16 protein-coding genes are annotated in these 17,286 nt (G+C 67.7%); 10 read left to right on the top strand and 6 right to left on the bottom strand.

Going from position 1 to position 17,286, the window contains the following annotated elements:
- The first annotated feature begins 34 nt into the window (after positions 1 to 34).
- Together AXA68_RS07190 and AXA68_RS07185 are read left to right on the top strand one after the other, a co-directional pair.
- A complete protein-coding gene (locus tag AXA68_RS07190; RefSeq protein WP_066414646.1) occupies positions 35 to 1,201 on the top strand; it encodes a thiolase domain-containing protein in 1,167 nt (388 codons plus the stop codon).
- A complete protein-coding gene (locus tag AXA68_RS07185; RefSeq protein ID WP_066414644.1) occupies positions 1,198 to 1,605 on the top strand; it encodes a Zn-ribbon domain-containing OB-fold protein in 408 nt (135 codons plus the stop codon). The genes AXA68_RS07190 and AXA68_RS07185 overlap by 4 nt, the downstream gene beginning before the upstream one ends.
- A 160-nt stretch (positions 1,606 to 1,765) precedes the next feature.
- Here the strand turns inward: AXA68_RS07185 and AXA68_RS07180 are convergent, their stop codons facing one another.
- From AXA68_RS07180 to AXA68_RS07170, 3 genes are all read right to left on the bottom strand, one after another.
- On the bottom strand, positions 1,766 to 2,440 hold the full coding sequence (locus AXA68_RS07180) for a CPBP family intramembrane glutamic endopeptidase (RefSeq protein WP_066414642.1): 675 nt from the start codon (positions 2,438 to 2,440) through the stop codon (positions 1,766 to 1,768).
- Complete coding sequence (locus tag AXA68_RS07175) at positions 2,433 to 3,107, bottom strand: CPBP family intramembrane glutamic endopeptidase (RefSeq protein ID WP_066414639.1); 675 nt, start codon at positions 3,105 to 3,107, stop codon at positions 2,433 to 2,435. The genes AXA68_RS07180 and AXA68_RS07175 overlap by 8 nt, the downstream gene beginning before the upstream one ends.
- Positions 3,108 to 3,266: 159 nt before the next feature.
- The gene (locus AXA68_RS07170; protein ID WP_066414636.1) at positions 3,267 to 4,124 is read right to left on the bottom strand and encodes a hypothetical protein; all 858 of its coding nucleotides are present in this window, start codon (positions 4,122 to 4,124) and stop codon (positions 3,267 to 3,269) included.
- Between the two features lie 141 nt (positions 4,125 to 4,265).
- Here AXA68_RS07170 and AXA68_RS07165 point away from each other — a divergent pair, with 141 nt between their 5' ends.
- Positions 4,266 to 4,724: an ArsR/SmtB family transcription factor gene (locus AXA68_RS07165; protein ID WP_066414635.1), complete on the top strand. Its 459-nt coding sequence runs from the start codon at positions 4,266 to 4,268 to the stop codon at positions 4,722 to 4,724.
- A gap of 188 nt (positions 4,725 to 4,912) precedes the next feature.
- Here AXA68_RS07165 and AXA68_RS07160 read toward each other — a convergent pair whose 3' ends face one another.
- Complete coding sequence (locus AXA68_RS07160; RefSeq protein WP_066414633.1) at positions 4,913 to 5,680, bottom strand: VOC family protein; 768 nt, start codon at positions 5,678 to 5,680, stop codon at positions 4,913 to 4,915.
- A gap of 120 nt (positions 5,681 to 5,800) precedes the next feature.
- On the opposite strand from AXA68_RS07160, the gene AXA68_RS07155 reads away from it, so the two are divergent.
- The 4 genes from AXA68_RS07155 (at position 5,801) to AXA68_RS07140 (ending at position 8,516) form a co-directional block, all read left to right on the top strand.
- Entirely contained in the window at positions 5,801 to 6,058 is a 258-nt protein-coding gene (locus AXA68_RS07155) for an AbrB/MazE/SpoVT family DNA-binding domain-containing protein (protein WP_066414626.1), read from the top strand.
- Positions 6,055 to 6,456, top strand: a complete 402-nt coding sequence (locus AXA68_RS07150) for a PIN domain-containing protein (RefSeq protein WP_066414619.1) — start codon at positions 6,055 to 6,057, stop codon at positions 6,454 to 6,456. The genes AXA68_RS07155 and AXA68_RS07150 overlap by 4 nt, the downstream gene beginning before the upstream one ends.
- A 95-nt stretch (positions 6,457 to 6,551) precedes the next feature.
- Positions 6,552 to 6,983, top strand: a complete 432-nt coding sequence (locus AXA68_RS07145) for an EamA family transporter (protein WP_066414617.1) — start codon at positions 6,552 to 6,554, stop codon at positions 6,981 to 6,983.
- An 87-nt stretch (positions 6,984 to 7,070) separates the two neighbouring features.
- Complete coding sequence (locus AXA68_RS07140) at positions 7,071 to 8,516, top strand: MATE family efflux transporter (protein WP_080505174.1); 1,446 nt, start codon at positions 7,071 to 7,073, stop codon at positions 8,514 to 8,516.
- A gap of 21 nt (positions 8,517 to 8,537) precedes the next feature.
- Here AXA68_RS07140 and AXA68_RS07135 read toward each other — a convergent pair whose 3' ends face one another.
- Positions 8,538 to 9,737, bottom strand: a complete 1,200-nt coding sequence (locus AXA68_RS07135) for an iron-containing alcohol dehydrogenase family protein (RefSeq protein ID WP_066414613.1) — start codon at positions 9,735 to 9,737, stop codon at positions 8,538 to 8,540.
- A 164-nt stretch (positions 9,738 to 9,901) separates the two neighbouring features.
- Between AXA68_RS07135 and AXA68_RS07130 the strand changes: the two genes are divergently transcribed.
- Genes AXA68_RS07130 through AXA68_RS07120 form a run of 3 tightly spaced genes read left to right on the top strand, consistent with a single transcriptional unit; the run spans position 9,902 to position 16,259 of the window.
- Positions 9,902 to 13,072: a tubulin-like doman-containing protein gene (locus AXA68_RS07130; protein ID WP_080505173.1), complete on the top strand. Its 3,171-nt coding sequence runs from the start codon at positions 9,902 to 9,904 to the stop codon at positions 13,070 to 13,072.
- A 7-nt stretch (positions 13,073 to 13,079) separates the two neighbouring features.
- Positions 13,080 to 14,522, top strand: coding sequence for a hypothetical protein (locus AXA68_RS07125; RefSeq protein WP_066414608.1), 1,443 nt, complete (start codon positions 13,080 to 13,082; stop codon positions 14,520 to 14,522).
- Positions 14,523 to 14,528: 6 nt separating this feature from the next.
- On the top strand, positions 14,529 to 16,259 hold the full coding sequence (locus AXA68_RS07120; protein ID WP_066414606.1) for an MSCRAMM family protein: 1,731 nt from the start codon (positions 14,529 to 14,531) through the stop codon (positions 16,257 to 16,259).
- 349 nt (positions 16,260 to 16,608) lie between these two features.
- Here AXA68_RS07120 and AXA68_RS07110 read toward each other — a convergent pair whose 3' ends face one another.
- Entirely contained in the window at positions 16,609 to 17,277 is a 669-nt protein-coding gene (locus AXA68_RS07110) for a DUF6517 family protein (RefSeq protein WP_066414603.1), read from the bottom strand.
- Between the last annotated feature and the right edge of the window lie 9 nt (positions 17,278 to 17,286).

Below are 17,286 nucleotides of genomic sequence, written 5' to 3'. Positions count from 1 at the left end.
AGAGCTAAACGCGGCCACCGGTCATCGATCGTGTATGACCGAGGTACGCGTCGCCGGCGTCGGACTCACGCGGTTCGGGAGCCACCCCGAGCGGACGGGTCGGGACCTGTTCGCGGAGGCGGCCGACCGCGCGTTCGCGGACGCCGGCGTCGACCGGACTGACGTCGAGGAGCTGAACTACGGGAACTTCATGGGCGCGCTCGCGGAACACCAGGGCCACCAGGCCCCGCTGATGGCGGAGGCCGCCGGCGTGCGCTGTCCGGCCACCCGCTACGAGTCGGCGTGCGCGTCGGCGGGCGTCGCGGTCCGCGAGGCGGTCCGGACGGTGGCGGCGGGCGACGCGGACGTCGTCCTCGCCGGCGGGATGGAGCGGATGACGAACCTCGACACCGAGGGGGCCACGGAGGGGCTCGCGATCGCGGCGGACGACCTCTTCGAGGTGCGGGCGGGGGTCACGTTCCCCGGCGCGTACGCGCTGATGGCCCGCGCCTACTTCGAGGCGCACGGCGGGAGCCGCGAGGACCTCGCGCATATCGCCGCGAAGAACCACGAGAACGCCCTCCCGAACGAGTACGCGCAGTTCCGCAGCGAGGTCTCCGTCGAGGAGGCGCTCGAGTCCCCGCCCGTGGCGGAGCCGCTCCACCTCTACGACGCCTGTCCGATCACCGACGGCGCGAGCGCGCTCGTGTTCGTCTCCGCGGAGTACGCCGCCGACAACGACCTCGACGCGCCGGTCGCCGTGACCGGCACCGGCCAGGGGACGGACCGGATGGCGCTCGCGGACCGGACGGAGATCGCCGCGACGCCCGCGGCCGCCGACGCGGCGACCGCCGCCTACGACGATGCCGGGATCGGGCCGGGCGACGTCGACCTCGCGGAGGTCCACGACTGTTTCACCATCGCCGAGGTGCTCGCGATCGAGTCGCTCGGGCTCGCCGATCCGGGCGAGGGGATCGCCGCCGCCCGCGAGGGACGCACGACCGCCGACGGCGACCTGCCGGTAAACCTCTCGGGCGGGCTGAAGGCGAAGGGCCACCCGGTCGGCGCGACGGGCGGGTCGCAGATCGCCGAGGTGACGCGGCTGCTTCGCGGCGATCACCCGAACAGCGAGCACGTCCCGGACGCCGAGGTGGGCGTCGCCCACAACGCGGGCGGGACGGTCGCGAGCGCCGTCGTCCACGTGCTGGAGGTGGCGGAATGAGCGACCGGAACACCGGCTACGACGAGTGGATCGACGCGCTCGCGGCGGGCGAGGGGTACGCGCTCGTCTGTCCGGAGGGCCACGGCTCGCTGCCGCCGCGACGCGTGTGTCCGGAGTGCGGGTCGTCCCCGCTCTCGGAGGAGCCGCTTCCGGCGGAGGGGACCGTCGAGACGTACACCGTCGTCCACGTCCCCTCGCCGCGGTTCTCGGACGACGCCCCCTACGTCACCGCCGTCGCCCGGTTCGGACCGGTCCGGCTGACGGGGATCGTTCGGGGAGTCGGCCCCGATGCCGACGACGGCGACGGCGACGCGATCGAGGTCGGCACCGCGGTCGAGGCCGGCGTCGGCGAACGCGAGACCGACGGCGGGCGGATCGTCGTCCTCCGACCGGTCGAGACCTGACGCGGGCGGGACTCCGGCGGATCGGGTCCTCGATCCGTCCGCCGGATCGTGCCCCCGATCCGTCCGCCGGGTCGGACCGGGTCGACGTTCGATCTTCCGTTCGGGTCGCGGTCCACGCGTCTCGGCCGGCACGTGTCGGCCGAGCGATCCTCCGATACGCTCAGAGGTACTGACTGAGGTACCGCGGAACGACGATGAACGCGTAGACGTCGGTGATCGCGTGGGAGAGAACGCACGCGACGAGGTTTCTCCGCCAGACGTAGAGCAGCGTCAACAGGACCGCGTTGACGCCGATCTGTAGCGTCCCGCCCACTCCCCAGTACGGGACGTGGAAGACGACGAAACAGAGGACGGTAACCCCCGCGGCGACGGCGGTGCTTCCGGTCCGTTCCGCGATCCGTTCGATGGGGTATCCCCGATACAGGAGCTCCTCGGTGAGCGCCGCCGTGAGAGCGAGCGCGAGCACGAACGCCGGGGGATACGTGGCCAGCCGTTCGATCCCGCCGACCGTCGTTTCGAAGCCGAACGAGCGCAAGAGCGGGGTCGTGAACGGGTAGCTCACGGCACCGAGTACGAACACGAGGACTGCGGCGCCGATATCGCCCCATCCCGGTCGGGCGACGCCGACGGACGAGAGGGAGCGCCGTTCGACCCGCACGACGACGGCCACGATCGCGACGGCGAACGCCCACTTGACGAGGAGGTCCCTGACCGCGAGCGCGAGCAGGCCGTCGCCTCCGAGCCGGAGTTCGGCGGCGAGTTCGACCAGCGGGATCCCGGCGAGGGCGACGAGGATCGCGACGGTCGAGGCCGTGGTGCGTCGGAGTTCAACCATACGCGTGCCCCAACACGGCGAGACACCAGACGAGGACGTGCGAGCCGATCACCGTGAACAGACTCCGGCGGCGGAGGTATACGAGCGTGAACGCCGCCGACACGGCCGCGACCTGAAGGAGGTTCCCGATCGGCCAGACGACCGCGTGGGCGAGCGTGAACGCGCCCCAGGAGATCCCCCCGGCGATCGCGGGACGCGGCGTATACTCGGCCAGCCGTTCGATCGCGTAGCCGCGATACAGCACCTCCTCGACGACTCCGGTGGTCACCGCGCGGACGAGCGCGAGGCCGATCCCGACGCCGGTGCTCATCGCACCCGCTCCGGCCGAGGTCGGGAGTCCGAGCGCCGTGACGAGCGGATCCGTCCCGGCAAACACGAGAAACGCCGCGAGCGCGGTTCCGAGCGCGTAGGCGAGGTCGGTCGCCGTCGGTCGACGAACCCCGAGATCGGCGAGTGAACACCCCTCGATCGCGACGGCGACGCCGACGACGGCCGCGACGCACCCCCATTGGAACGCGATCTCGCCGACGGGGGAGGGGTGGAAGCGAACCGTCCGCTCCAGCAGCGCGAACAGGGGGAGAACGCAGAGCGCGATCGCGAGGTTCGCGACCGTCGGTCGGGGTATCTCCGCCGTCCAACCGCCAAACGATGTTTTCTCTTGAGACATGCGCTACTCTCGAGGGGTGGAGAGACCGGATACGCGATCGGGGACCGATTCGGAGGGCATCTCGGTCCGACGATCGAACTCGAGACGGTATTACTCTGTAGAACGCTCAAAACGAGGTTTGAACGCCACGCAGCCACCAGTCGGTCGTCCTCAGGCCTGTCAGGAACCCTCGCCGACGGCGGACCGGACGTAGATCTGCGTGCCGACGCAGTACCACACGACGGCGGTTATCCACTGGAATTGAACCCTGAGGACGGAGAACGCGGGAACCGAGGAGATCCCGCCTCGACCGACGAGCGCGAGCAGCTCCGCCGCTACGTACGGCGTCGAGATCGTCGCCGTGAAACTCACGATGAGCAGACAGACCCGTCGCCAACGCGTAGTCGTGATCCGCCAGCTGGCCTTGAGCGCCGTTAGCGGCCCTTCCTTCCCGACGACGCACACCTCGGGGGCTATCCAGAACTTGTAGAACACCGGCGCGAGGATCGATCCGAACAGGAGCGTCGGCGTGATCCCGTCGAATATCGCGGGGCGAAAGAGACCGACATCGAACACGAGGACGGAGACGACGGCGATCGAGACGCCGAGCGTGACCCCCAGGATCGAGAACAGCCCACCGACCGTGAGAGCGAGCGGAACGAGTCGCCGGGTCGTGTACGCGAGGATCCGCCGGACGTCGGGGTTCTCGTCGGTGAGTTCGGTCGCGACGATCGCGCCGAAGAATCCACGGAGGACGACGACGAGCAGAAGGACGGACGCCGCGTACCGTACGACCGCGGTGGTCCGAACGCCCAGCCACGTCGCCGGCGTTACCGGCGCTATAAGGGACGGAAGACCGAGGTGAAGGAGCGCCAGTCCGGCAACGACGGCGAGCAGCCGCGGCCGACGGCGGAACAACCGGAGGCTCCACAGGAGGTCGCCGGCAGTCGATCGGCGGAGGAGCGTCGGATCGACGTCTCGGCACCGAACACAGCCACAGCCCTCGACCGCGTCCCTCCGCTCGATCGCCGCGACCATCGCGTTCGTACGACGGACGGCCGCCTGTTGAGTCTACCTGAAACGGCAGACCGAGGGTGAGTGGTCGCGACCGTTCAAAACGGGCTTTCAGTTACCCGAACCACTATCCGCGGCCCGTACACACACGGCGGTATCGAAGCGATGTCGAGTTTGTTCCCCACGGATCCGGACGCCTCGGTCGATCGCTCCGAGGAGGCCGAGCTACTGTGTATCGACGACGGACGGACGGCCGAGATCCTCGCCAGCCTCTCCTCGGAGCGGAGCCGGGCCGTGTTTCGCCACGTGAACGAGGAGCCACGGACGGCGACGGACCTCGCCCGGGAGCTCGACACCTCCGTTCAGGGCGTCACGTACCACCTCGACAACCTCCGCGACGCGGGGCTGATCGACATCCTGGACACGTGTTACTCCGAGAAGGGCAGGGAGATGGACGTGTACGGTCCGTCGGAGCAGCCGTACCTCGTGTTCCTGGGGACGTCGTCCGACGAGCCGGGGCTCCGCGCCGCATTCAAGCGGTTCGCACACGCTGTCGGTCCCGTCGGGATACTCTTCGCTATCGGCGGCGCGCTCTCGAAGGTGCTCGCCGGCGACGACGGATGACGGCGACGGCGGATCACGACGACGGAACACGGCGACGACGGAACACGGCGACGACGAATCACGACGACGGAACACGGCGACGACGAATCACGACGACGAATCACGGCGACGATGACGGACGACGGTGAACGCTCCCGGAGGAGGGCCCTGCGGGTGGATCCGGACCGCGGCGGAGCCGGACGGCCGGCTCAGTCCTCGGTGACCAGTTCGACCTCGTGGCCGTCCTGGTCCTTGGTGAACGCGTAGCGGTTGTCACACGACTCGGGGTCGCGGTAGTCGGCGGACTCGCGGACCATCAACTGCTCCCAGGCGTCGTCGAGGTCGTCGACCTCGAGCGCGAGGTGGCCCCACGCGTCGCCCATGGTGTAGCTGCGGCCGTCGTAGTTGTAGGTGAGTTCGAGCGTCATCGCCTCCTTCGGGGCGTCCTCCGGCGCGACGAAGTAGTTCGCGAACGTGTCGGCCTCCCAGCGGTCGCGGGCCTCGCCGAACTCGAACTTGCGCGTCCAGTAGCCGAGCGCCTCGTCGGCGTCCTCGACGCGGATCATCGTGTGATCGAGGCTCCACTTCGCGCCGTAGTCGCGCTTGACGATCTCGACCTCGTGCCCGTCGGGGTCCTTCACGAACGCGTAGCGGTTCCCGCAGGACTCGGGGTCGCGGTAGTCCTCGACGCCCTCCTCCATCAACTGGTCGTACGACTCCTGTAACGCGTCCTCGGGGACGCGGACCGCGATGTGGCCCCACGCGTCGCCCATCTCGTAGGAGCGGCCGTCGTGGTTGTACGTGAGTTCGAGCAGCGCGCCCGCGTCGTGGACGTCCTCGGGACCGAGAAACACGTTCGTGAACGTGTCGGCCTCCCAGCGTCCCTTCTCCTCGTAGTTCAGGTGAGTCCGGTACCAGTCGAGGCTCTCCTCTAAGTCCTCGACGCGCATCATCACGTGGTCGAACGTGGACTCCATGTCCGTCCGTTCGGCCGCTCGACGCAAAAGCGTACTGAAGCCTCCCCGATCGTCCGTTTCGGAACGGAGAGTTCACGGGATTGGGAAAATATATGTATATTCCCACTCCTCGATCGGGACATGGTGACCGAGACCGACGATCGAGGGAGGATCTATCTCCCGAAGGAGTTGCGGGATCGTCATGGTGAGCGGTTCCGGGTGGTCGATCTCCCGAGTCGGATCGTGCTCGTTCCCGTCGACGACGATCCGCTTCGAGCGGTCCGCGAGAGCGCGGGGGCCGCCTTCGAGGGGAAATCCATCGACGAACTTCGCGATGACGCCCGTACGGCGATCGCGGAGGAGTCCAGTCAGGAGGCCAATAAAAAGAGCGACGCATGACGGCGACGTACGTCGAGACGGACTTCCTCTTCGCCGTCGCGAAACCCGACGATTGGCTAAGCGAGGAAGTCGAGGCGGTTCTCGGGGAAAGGACGGTCGAAACCTCACTCCTCGCGTACGCGGAGTTTCTCGTGGCCGCCTACACGGAGGGCGAGGGCTTCGATTTCGAGGTCGCGCCGCTCGTCGCCGACATGCTCGAGATGGTTCCGTTACCGTCGGCGAAAGACGAGGAGGTCCTGCTGGCGGCGGCGACGTATCTCGACGATCACGACCTCACCCCGTTTGATGCGCTTCACGCCGCACATGCGGCGATACGACACGAGGGCGTACTCGTCGGGTCCGATCTCTCGTACGACGCGCTCCCCGACATCGAGCGCCATCAACTCGAATCCGAGTAGCCCACCTGGACTCCCTGTCATACTCGCGGGATAACGGGGGCGTTCCCTCCGCCGTGGGTCGGCAGACACTTGTCGCCGCCGCCGGACCTCTCGACATGGACACCACCTACCTCCCGTACGCGCTGCTCGCGATGGGCGCGTACACCTTCGTCTCGCCGCTCATGCGGATCGCGACCACCGGCCCCGACGCGATCCCGAGCGACGTCGCCGTCATCGTCTCGAACACCCTCCTCGTCTCGATGGCGGTCGGCATCGTCTGGTACACCGGACAGGGGTTCACCTCGCATCTCTCCTCCCCGAAGCTCCTCCACGTGCTCGCGGCCGGCGTCTTCCTCGGCGTCGGGATCCTCGCGCTGTACCGCGCGCTCTCTTTAGGCCCCGTCAGCGTCGTGACGCCGATCTTCGCGACCTTCCTCGTCTTCTCCTCGCTGATCGGGGTGGTCCTCCTCGGCGAGTCGTTCTCGGCGCGGAAGGCGCTCGGGATCGTTTTTGCCGTCGCCTCCGTCTACCTCGTCTCCGGGACCTGAGGGCCGCGATCGGTCGACGCCGATCCGGAAACGTCCGCCGCGTGAGGAAACGCCTTTATTGCTGCCGGGGAAAGGCCCGTACTTCCAGTGTCCTCCGTTCCGAATCCCGTCCGACTCGTCGTCCTCTACGTCGGCTTCGGGCTCGCGCGCCTGGGGCTGATCGACCGCCACCGAGTGGTCCGGACGACGGACCTGGCGTGGCCGCGGATCGTCACGGGGATCGCCCGGATGTCGAAGAACGCCGTCGACGTGGCGATGGTCGGCGTCGCCATCGGGACCAGCGCGGTCGCCGGCGTCGGCTTCGCCGGGCCCTTCTGGGGCGTCGCGTTCGCCATCGGCGGCGGGGTCGCCGGCGGGACCATCGCGCTGGTCTCACAGCGCTACGGGGCCGAGTCGTTCCGCGAGCTCGGCGACGCGGTCCGCGCCAGCACCCTGCTCGTGGTCGTCATAAGCGCCCCCGTTACGGTCGTCTTCTGGACGTACCCGACCGAACTCATCTCGCTCATCAGCAGCAACGAGGCGGCGATCCGGCTCGGGGCCGACTACCTGCGGATCGTCGGGCTCGGGGTCCCCTTCGCCGGGCTCAATCTCGTCGGGAGCCGGGTGCTCGTGGGGTGTGACGACGCCTACACCGCGATGCAGCTGCGCGCCGGCGGCGCGATCGCGAACGTCGTCTTGAACGCCGGGTTCATCTTCGGGCTCGGCTGGGGCGTCGAGGGGGCCGCGCTCGGGACCGTCCTCTCGAACGTCGTCGTCACCGCGGCGTTCGCGGCCGGGCTCGCGTGGGGTCGGCTCCCGTTGCTCGGCGCGTTCCCGGTCGCGATCGACCCGTTCGGGTCGTACCTCAACCCGAAGATGCTACACGACCTCGTCGAGATCGGGCTCCCCGTCGGGGCCCGCAACCTCGTGTGGACCGCCGCGGAGTTCCCCATGCTCGCCGTTCTCGACATCTTCGGCGAGAACACGGTGGCGGCGTTCGTCATCGCCCGCCGGATCTGGGGGATCATGAACACGCCGGGATGGGGCTTCGGCCTCGCCTCCTCGAGCCTCGTCGGCCAGGAGCTCGGCGGCGACGACCCAGGAGAGGCGGAGGCGTACGCCCGCGACATCATCCGGTTCTCGGTCGGGACGTACCTCGTGAGCGCGGCGCTCATCGCGATCTTCGCGAGCGACATCGTGGTGCTGTTCGCCGACAGCGCGGCGAGCCCCGAGGTCCCGATCGCCGTGAACCTGGTATATGCCGCCTGCGTCGCGGTGATCTTCCAGGGCATCTCCGGCGGGGCCGCGGGGCCGCTCGACGCCGCCGGCGACACGAAGATACCCTTCGCCAGCCAGTTCGTCGGGATGTTCCTCGTGTCGATCCCGCTGGCGTACCTCGGCGCGACCACCGCGCTCGGACTGTGGGGGCTCTACCTGGCGTTCCTCGCCGAGACGACGATCCCGGCCGCGATCAACTACTGGCGGTTCCGCTCGGGCAAGTGGAAGGCGATAAGCCAGGCGTACCGCCCCGACGCGGCGGTCGCCGACGATTAGCGGGACCCCCACAGTCCGCGTTCACCACGCCCCGCGGAGCACGCCCTCGATCCGCTCCGGGGAGGCGTCGATCCCGGCCGGTGCCCGCTCCATCGGCGGGTCCTCGGCGATGAACGCCGCGACGGCGGGGAGGTCGTCCTCGCGGACGGCGTCGAGGTCGCGGAGGCGGTTCGGCACGGGGAGCGCGTCGCGGAGGTCCGCGACCGCGTCGACGACCGCCTCCGCGATCGCGTCGTCGTCGCGCCCCTCGCCGTCGACGCCGAACCCGGCGGCGAGCGCCCGGCGGCCCGCGTCGGCCTCCTCGAAGAGGTACGCGAGGACGTGCGGGGCGACGACCGCGTGGATCGCCCCCTGTTGGACGTCGTACCGGCGGGCGAAGCCGTGGCCGAACGCGTGGATGACGCTGATCTTCCGGTCGATCTGGACGAGGAGCGCGCCCGCGACCGCCCGGTCCATCGCGGCCGCCTCGTCGCCGGCGCGGTCGCCCGCGACGACCGGGAGCGACCCGGAGAGGAGCCGGATCCCGTGGAGCGCGGTCGCGTCGCTGACCGGCGAGGCGTCGCGGGCGTACGTCGTCTCGATCCCCTTGTCGAAGCCGTTCATCGCGGAACCGGCGAGGGCGGACCGGGGCGTCGTCTCGAAGAGATCGGGGTCGAGCAGGTCGACGGCCGGCATGGCGGAGCCGCTCACGGTGAGCGGCTGGCCCGTCGGCGACTCGGCGGCCGGGAGCACCTCGAGCGATCCGCCGGCGGAGAGGTCCGCCCCCGCGAACGTGGTCGGGACGACGACCACGGGGAACGCCGGCTCCGCGGTCGGCGGCTCGATCGACCCCTCGCGCGCCTCCGCCTCGAGGGCCGCGAGGTCGCGACCGTCGGCGGCGAGGACGGACGCCTGTCTGGCGACGTCGAGGCTGCTTCCCCCGCCGACGGCGACGAGGGCGTCCGCGTCCGCCGCCGAGGCCGCCTCGAGCAGGTCGAAGGCGGTCTCCGCCCGCTTGTCTGGGGTCGTCCCGTCGAAGGTCCCGGCGTGTCGGTCGCCGAGACCGGTCCGGATCGGCTCCATGAGGTCGTCGTTTGCCCCGACGTTCGAGCCGCAGACGACGAGCGCGTCGCCGATCCCCCGGTCGGCGAGCGACGCCTCGAGGTCGGCGACCCGCCCGCGTCCGTACAGCACGTCACAGCCGTCGTACGTCGACTCGAATCGGTCCGCGATCGGCAACATGCCCACCCGTACCACGGCGACCGGTTTGTACCTGTGGGGAGCGGCGGGATCCGATATATAGCCCGGACCGCCGATTCCGTCCGCGTTCGTTTACGGAACCTGTCAAAAACATATCCAGCCATCGAATAATTTATAGATAGTTGTAAGGATCGTTGAGTGTCAGCATGAATCTCCCAAGCAGGATATTTGCGATCGGGGGTGCTGGGAAGGCCATTACGTACGAGTTGCTGAAAGCCGACTGGGTCCAGGAGGCGGTCCTGCGACCCCGCCCGAACCCCGAGTCGTTGACCGTGACCGTGATAGACACGGCGGAGGAGGAGGAGAACCGTGACCTCGAGCGGATCAAGGAGATCGAACAGCAGATCAAAGAGACCAAAGACCGGCTCCGCTCGGAGCACTCCGGCCGACCGGGGGAGATCTCGATCGAGTACATCCCGCTTACCCGGAACATCCAGCTCCACGACCAGAACGACCTCATCGGCGAGGAGGCGGTGCCGCGGATCGCCTCGGGCGTCGGCATGGAGGAGGAGAACTGGTGGCTCAAACCGGAGTTCATCAACGAGAACCTCGACTTCGCCACCGGCGTCGTCCGGAAGCGCGGGCTGGGGAAGGGGCTCTACTACAAGGCGTACGCCGAGGACGACGACGTGCGCACGGCCATCGACCTCCCGGGTCGCGGGAAGGTCGCGGTCATCGCCGGCTTGGGGGGTGGCTCCGGCTCCGGGATCTTCATCGATCTGGTCAAACACCTCAAACGCACCCAGCGGACGGCGGAGATCACGCTGTTCGGCGTGTTGCCGAACGACGACGAGGGCGACGCCGAGAACGCGAACGCACACGCCGCGCTCTCCGAGCTGGAGTACCTCAGCCTCCAGGACGAGGACCTGTTCAAGGACCGCATCCTCATCCCCATCGACCCCACCGGGTTCGGCGGGAAGAAGGCCAACATCCTCCAGAGCTCGGACGCCCTGCTCGAGTTCGACCGGGCGGCGATCTACCTGATCGCGACCTACTACAACATGATGGACATGGAGGACCCGTTCGCGGACACGCCCTCCTACGCCCCCTTCATCATCGGGATACCGCAGGTCCTCCGGTACAACGTCGACGCGATACAGGACGCGAAGACGGTCACGAAGGACATCCTGAACGCCAAACAGGACGCCCTCGAGGCGGAGGCGGACATCTACGCCGGCGTCGACCGGTTCCTCTCTCGCGAGTGGAGCCCCGACGGCATGAACGGCGAGCTCCACGACTCCGACCGGACGGACCTCGAGACGCGGCTCAACAACGTGAAGTCGCTGCTCGACCTCGATCTCTTCACCGAGCTCGACTACGAGTCGGTCTCGATCTACCGCGAGATCGTCTCGGAGGCGGAGATGGAGGCCGACGACATCGTCGAGCTCATCGAGGTGATCGGCGGCTCGATCCGCGCCGGCACCGCCGAGGTGAGCAGCGACGGCGAGCAGTTCGTCGACAGCATCGACAAGCAGCTCGGCGACGTGATCCGCGACGAGCTGAACCGGCTCGCCCACCGGAAGGACCTCCTCGTGCGGCTCCGCGCGGTCGACGACAACCGCGTCGAGAGCACGATCAGCTACCTTCTCGCGCTGGAGGACGAGGGGATCAACGCGGGCGTCCGGCTCAACCAGCTCGAGGCCAAACTCGACGAGGCCACCGAGCGCCGGGACCGGCTCCAGTCCGACCTGGAGGACGCGGACGAGGAGCTCGAAGAGCGGCGACGGTCCCAACAGGACGAGGTCGACCGCCGCGTCGACGAGTGGGAGCGGTCGGTCCAGCCGATCTACGAGGAGTACGAGGAGTGCCGCTCGATCGACGCCGGGGGGATGGGCGACGAGCTCGAGATGGCCCTCGAGACGTACGTCCGCGAGGTGAAGAACGCGGAGACCGAAGACCAGCTCGAGGCGGTCAGCGACGGGGACGTTCGGAGCGTCCTCAACGAGCTCTCCGACGAATTCGACCGGATCGGGATCAACATCTCCGACACCGAGCGCCGGATAAACGGCTCGCTCGCCGACCTGGCGGACGCGAAGGAGGCGTTCCTCAAGATGAACCAAGAGGAGGGCACCATCGAGTCCATCCTCCCGTGGGACACCTCCGGCGAGGAGGAGCGCAAGCAGGCACAGAAGAACTACCGGATGAAGCGGAACCAGCTCGACGACAACGAGGTGTTCGCGATCTCCCGGGCGGGCGACTCGCTGTCGATCGAGCTGGAGTTCTCCACCGGCACCCTCGAGCGGACGATAGACGAGGAGCTCGAGGACCGTCGCCGCGACATCCTCGCGGAGACGCGCGCCGAACTCGAGGCGGACAACCCGCGGGCGCTCGACGAGATCGAACGCCTGCTCGACTCGGGCGCGGGCTTCTCCGAGATCGCCCGCGAGTTCGAGGAGCTGATCAAAGACGAGGTCGTCGAGACCGACGACATCGAGCGCCGTCGCGACGAGCTACGGTCGGAGCTCGAGGACGCGGAGCACAAAGCCGAGCTGTACGAGGGGACCGTCAGCCTCTTCGAGGAGCTCAACGGCCCGCGCGACGCGTTCATCAACTCGCAAAACGAGTACCGGAACCTGCGGGAGAACTACAACGAGAGCCGGGAGACGTCCGTCTCGACGGAGGACGAACAGTACCACTACGTCAAGACGGTCAAACCGCACGACATCCTCCAGCTCAGGGACGACTCGGACATCGCGGAGAGCAAGCTGTTCGACGACGAGACGGAGCGCCAGCGGCTCCGCGGCTCCTTAGAGGAGCTCGCGAAGAACGCGCACAACCCCAAGTACACCGGGATCCGGAAACGCCGGATCAGCGGCGACCGGTCCCGCTACAACGACATGAACATCGTCGTCGGGGTGATGAGCCGAGCGATAAACCAGATCGGCGACGTGGCCGACCTCAAGCCCGTCTTCCAGGGCGCGTACAACCTGGGTGCCGGCAGCGAGAACTTCGCGTCGTTCCCGGTCGAGGCCGGCGGAAGCTGGGACATCGGGCTCGGGATCTTCATCGACGGGATCTTCCTGGACAACCTCCGCGCGGAAGTCGAAGCCGACGGCTACCAGACCGGCTACCGGGCCAAGGAGGCGTCCGACGACACCGACATCCTGGTCCATCACACCTACGGGCTCGACGAGGGACACTACGTCCGCCGCAACGACGTGTTGAACCTCGAGAACCCCAACGACACCCAGTTCTTCCTCCGCGACGAGGGGGAGATCAAAGACGATCTCCTGAACGAGCACATCGAGCGCGTTCCCTTCACCGACGAGGAAACGGAGGCCGACGTGCCCTCCGAAACGCCGGACGGAGGGGAGTGATCGGTAGATGACGGCGATCGGTGAGTTCCTCGAGGAGAACGGCGAGAAGGTCTTTCTCGTCGTGTACTTCGCCGTGATGGTGATCGTCGCCGGCCCGCTCTTCCTCTCGCTCGGGGAGGCGTGGCAGGCGTCGGACATCGTCAGGCCGGCGATCCTCGCGTTGAACCCGCTCTTGGGCGTCACCCTCGAGCAGTTCTCCGCGCTGATGTTCGGGCTCTACGTCGGGCTGTTGGTCCTCGTGACCCTCGACCCGAAGAAGCGGGTCCAGGGGATCCTGTTGTGGCTGGGGACCGTCTCCGCGCTCGTCGCGCTGTTGTCGATCGGGCTGTTCATCCCGAACATCGACTTCGGGGCCAACATCGTGTGGGTCCTCGGCGGCTTCGTCGGCGGCGGGCTCGTCGGCGGCGGCCCCAAACTGCTCGAGGTCCGGACGGCGAGCGCCCTCGAGTTCCGCCGCTCCGCGACGATCCTGTTCTACCTGATCAGCGCCATCGTCGTCGGCGGGCTGATCGAGTACCACGTCAACTTCCCGCAGTTCCTCCAGGTCTCCGCCGAGACCGTACGGATCGTGCCGCCGAGCCCGAACGTGAGCGTCGAGTGGGCCAGCATCGGCGTGAACACGCTCATGGCGGCGGTGTTCGTGGTCACCCTGCGCCGGTTCGTGACCTACGACGCCGAGGAGAACTTCTTCGTGTTGGGTCCGCAGGGGTCGGGGAAGTCGCTGTTCCTCGTCGGGAAGTACCTGGCCGCGCTCGACGACGCGGTCGGCCGCGAGGCCGACACGCCACTGAACCCGAGCAGCGACCTCATGGAGCTGGTCGGGTCGCTCGACGCGGCGTCGAAGGACACCGGCTGGAAGCTCGACGCGACCGGGCAGACCGACGTCGAGGACCTGAACTTCAACTTCGTCGACGGCCGGGTGTTCCCGAAGAACATCCAGCTGTCGAGCCTCGACTACGCGGGCGAGTACCTCGAACGCCTGCCGAACGCGCTCATGAGCCCGGACGACGAGATCGACAACTCGACGCTCCGGCTGCTCGCCCAGCGGGTTCGAGACGCCAACACGCTGATCCTGATCATCGACGTCGAGCGGTACCACAACAACGAGCCGCTGGAGATAGAGCCGTACTTCGACATTCTGGACGTCGCCTCGAACAAGGACGTGCTGTTGGTCGCCACGAAGTGTGACATCCTCGCCGAGGAGTTCCGCGACAAGCAGGCGCTCGAGGCACACCAGTACTTCGACGAGTTCCAGGAGTTCGTCAGCGAGACGCTGATCGAGAACAACCAGACGGTTCGGACGCTCGTACAGGACACCTCCGGGTCGGACATCCACCCGGTGTACTACCAGACGACGACCGACGAGAACGGCGAACGCGTCCCGATGCGCGACCGCAACGGGAACGTGATGACGGTCGGATTCGACGAACTCCTCGAGAAGATGGGGTGACCACGGATGCCATCACTACGCGTATACGACACGAAAGGAAACGAACACTCGCCGACGGGCGGCGGCGGCCGGTCGAACGAACGGGTGAAGGACCTGTTTTACGACGGGGTCAGACTCGCGATCGAGGCGGGACGCGAGCGCAAGTTCACGATGTTCTTCCGGGCGCGAGAGACCCGGAACGCCCGCACAGAGCAGTTCTACGCCGTCTACACCACGCGCGACGGCTCGATGCGGGAGTTCATCGACGCGTTGCGCGACCGGATCGAGACCGAGTGGGGATACACGATAGACGACTCCGCGGACGACATGAGCGTCTTCCGGGCGCTCGACGCCGGCAACACCTCGCTGCCGGGCTCCGACCAGGACAGAGCGATACTCGAGGAGCTGGTCGGGTCGCGACAGGGCGGGACCGTCGGCGTGCGCGACGCCGAGAGCGCGCTCGGGCTCGTCAACGAACTCATGGGCACGTACAACCGCGCCGCCGTCGCCGACTCGCCGGAGTCGAACGCGCTGTCCGACTTCGACCTGGTCGTCGCCCCCGACGGGTCGAGCGGCATCGCCCCGATCGGCGACACCGAGGAGCGGTGGGAGTCGACGAAGGAGTCGATCCGCAGCCGGCTCATCGACGAGGAGATCGCCTCGATCAACGAGTCGGTCCAGACGCTCTCGCGGGAGCACGGGCTCTCGAGTTCGGAGATACGGCGGCGCGTGAGCCAGCGCGTCCCGGCGTTGAGCGCGTCGAGTTCGGGCGGCTCCACGGCCGACCGGCTCTCGACGTCCGGCTCCTCGAGCCGGTTCGACATGGCGGAGATCGGCAAGTACGTCGCCATTGCCGCGGTCGTGTTGATCGTGTTGATCGGCGGGTTCTTCGGCGCGAGCGCGCTCGGGCTGCTCCCTGGGAGTGGACCCGGCGACGCCCAAGTCGACGGGACTGTCTACGGCACCGACGACGAGCCGCTGACGACGGGCACCGAGGTCACTCTCGAACCGACTGCCGCCCCCACCGGGAACGAGACCGCGCCGGAACCGGAGACGGTCACGACCGAGGGCGGGGAGTTCGCCTTCCAGAACGTGTCGGCCGGCAACTACACCCTGTCGATCGCGTCGACGGAGCGGTTCGCGTACGACAACCAAACGGTCGAGGTCCCCGGGAACACGAGCAGTCTCAATATCTCGCCGGCGGGCGGGATCGTGAGCGGCCAAGTCGTGGACGCGGAGACGGGCGACCCGATCTCGACCGATAACGGCAGCGAGATCGACGCGTCAGTCGAACTCGTCGATGGGGCTGGCGAGACCGTCGCCTCCGCGACCGGCGGGAACTACGAGTTCACTGTTGACCTCGACGGAAGCTACACGCTGCGCGCCAGCGCCGACGGGTACGAGTCGGCCGAGCGGTCCGTAGGATCGTTTGGCGAGCAGGAACCGATCGAACTCGAATCGACGGGCGGGGCCCAGGAAGAGGAGGAATCGACGGGCGTAGCCCTAGAAGGAGAGATCACTTCGAACGGAACCGCGATCGAAGGTGCGACCGTCGAAGTGACGGTCGCGCCGGGGGAGACGTACAATGCGACGACCAGCCAGTTCGGAATGTACGAGATTACCGGGATCCCATCGGGTGGTGAGTACCGAGTAGAAGTGCGCGCCGACGGATACGAGACGGACTCACGACAGGTCGGCTTCAGCGGAGAGAACCAAGTCGTCGAGGAGAACTTCGAACTCGAACCGACCCAGTCGTAACCATGCGTCCCGATCGAACCCTCTCCGGGAGCGACCTAACGATCACCGCCGGAGAGCGAATCGGGACGAGCACACACTGGGAGACGTTCGACGGACGAACCGCCGACGGCAGCGATCCCGTCGCGATAAGAGTGCCTCGTGGCCGAATTCCGGAGGCCGAGTACGACCGGTTCGACTCGCTCGCGGCACAGTAGCGGAACGTCTCCGGTCCCGAGACCGTCAGAACGCTCGTCGACTGGGAGATCGGTCGCAAGCCGTGGGTCGCCGTCGAATGCGTTCCCGGCGAATTCGAGCAGTCGAGTTCAGAGGCCACCACTTGAAGCGGCATTCCTTTGATCGCTGAACAGCTCTATTCGTCTCCCTCCAACGATTCGAACAGCCGCTCGATCCGCTCGCGTTCGCCCTCGACGCCCGCAGGGTACGCGCCGGCGACGAGGACCACGTCCTCGCCGCGCTCGACGATGGTGAGGTGAATGTACCCTCGCTCCTCGGTGCCGTCGGGGAGGACGACGGTCGCCTCGTAGACGCTCACCTCGGTGGTCTTGCCGAACACCTCCTGTTCGATCGTCTCGTCGAGTTCGGGGTCGCGGATCTCGCCCTCGTACTCGGCGCTGATCTCGCCGCGCGCCTCGTCGATCAGCTCCTCCTCGTCCATGTTCGCGAGCGGGCTGAGCTGTTGGCCGGCCGCGGAGACGCCGGGCGTGCTCACGACCGCGAACACCGACTGCTCCTGGCCGGTCAGCTCCGACTCGATCTCACGGAGGTACGCGCGGACCTCGGTGCGCGCGGTGAACTCCCGCCGCTGGCCGAACTCCTCGAACTCCTCCTCGACGACGACCGTCTCGTTTCGAACCTCCTCGAAGCCGGTCTCCTCGACGCTCGATTCCGCCGGCTCGGCCGGCTCCGCGGACCGCTCGATCTCCTCCTGTGTCGCGATCTCGACCGCGTCGGTACAGCCGCTCAGGGCGATCGTCCCCGCCGTGGCCCCCGCAACCAGGAATCGACGACGTGATGACATACGGTGACA

It is taken from the genome of Halorubrum aethiopicum, from assembly GCF_001542905.1.
Classification (GTDB): Archaea; Halobacteriota; Halobacteria; order Halobacteriales; family Haloferacaceae; genus Halorubrum; species Halorubrum aethiopicum.
This window is presented reverse-complemented; position numbering and strand designations above follow the sequence as displayed.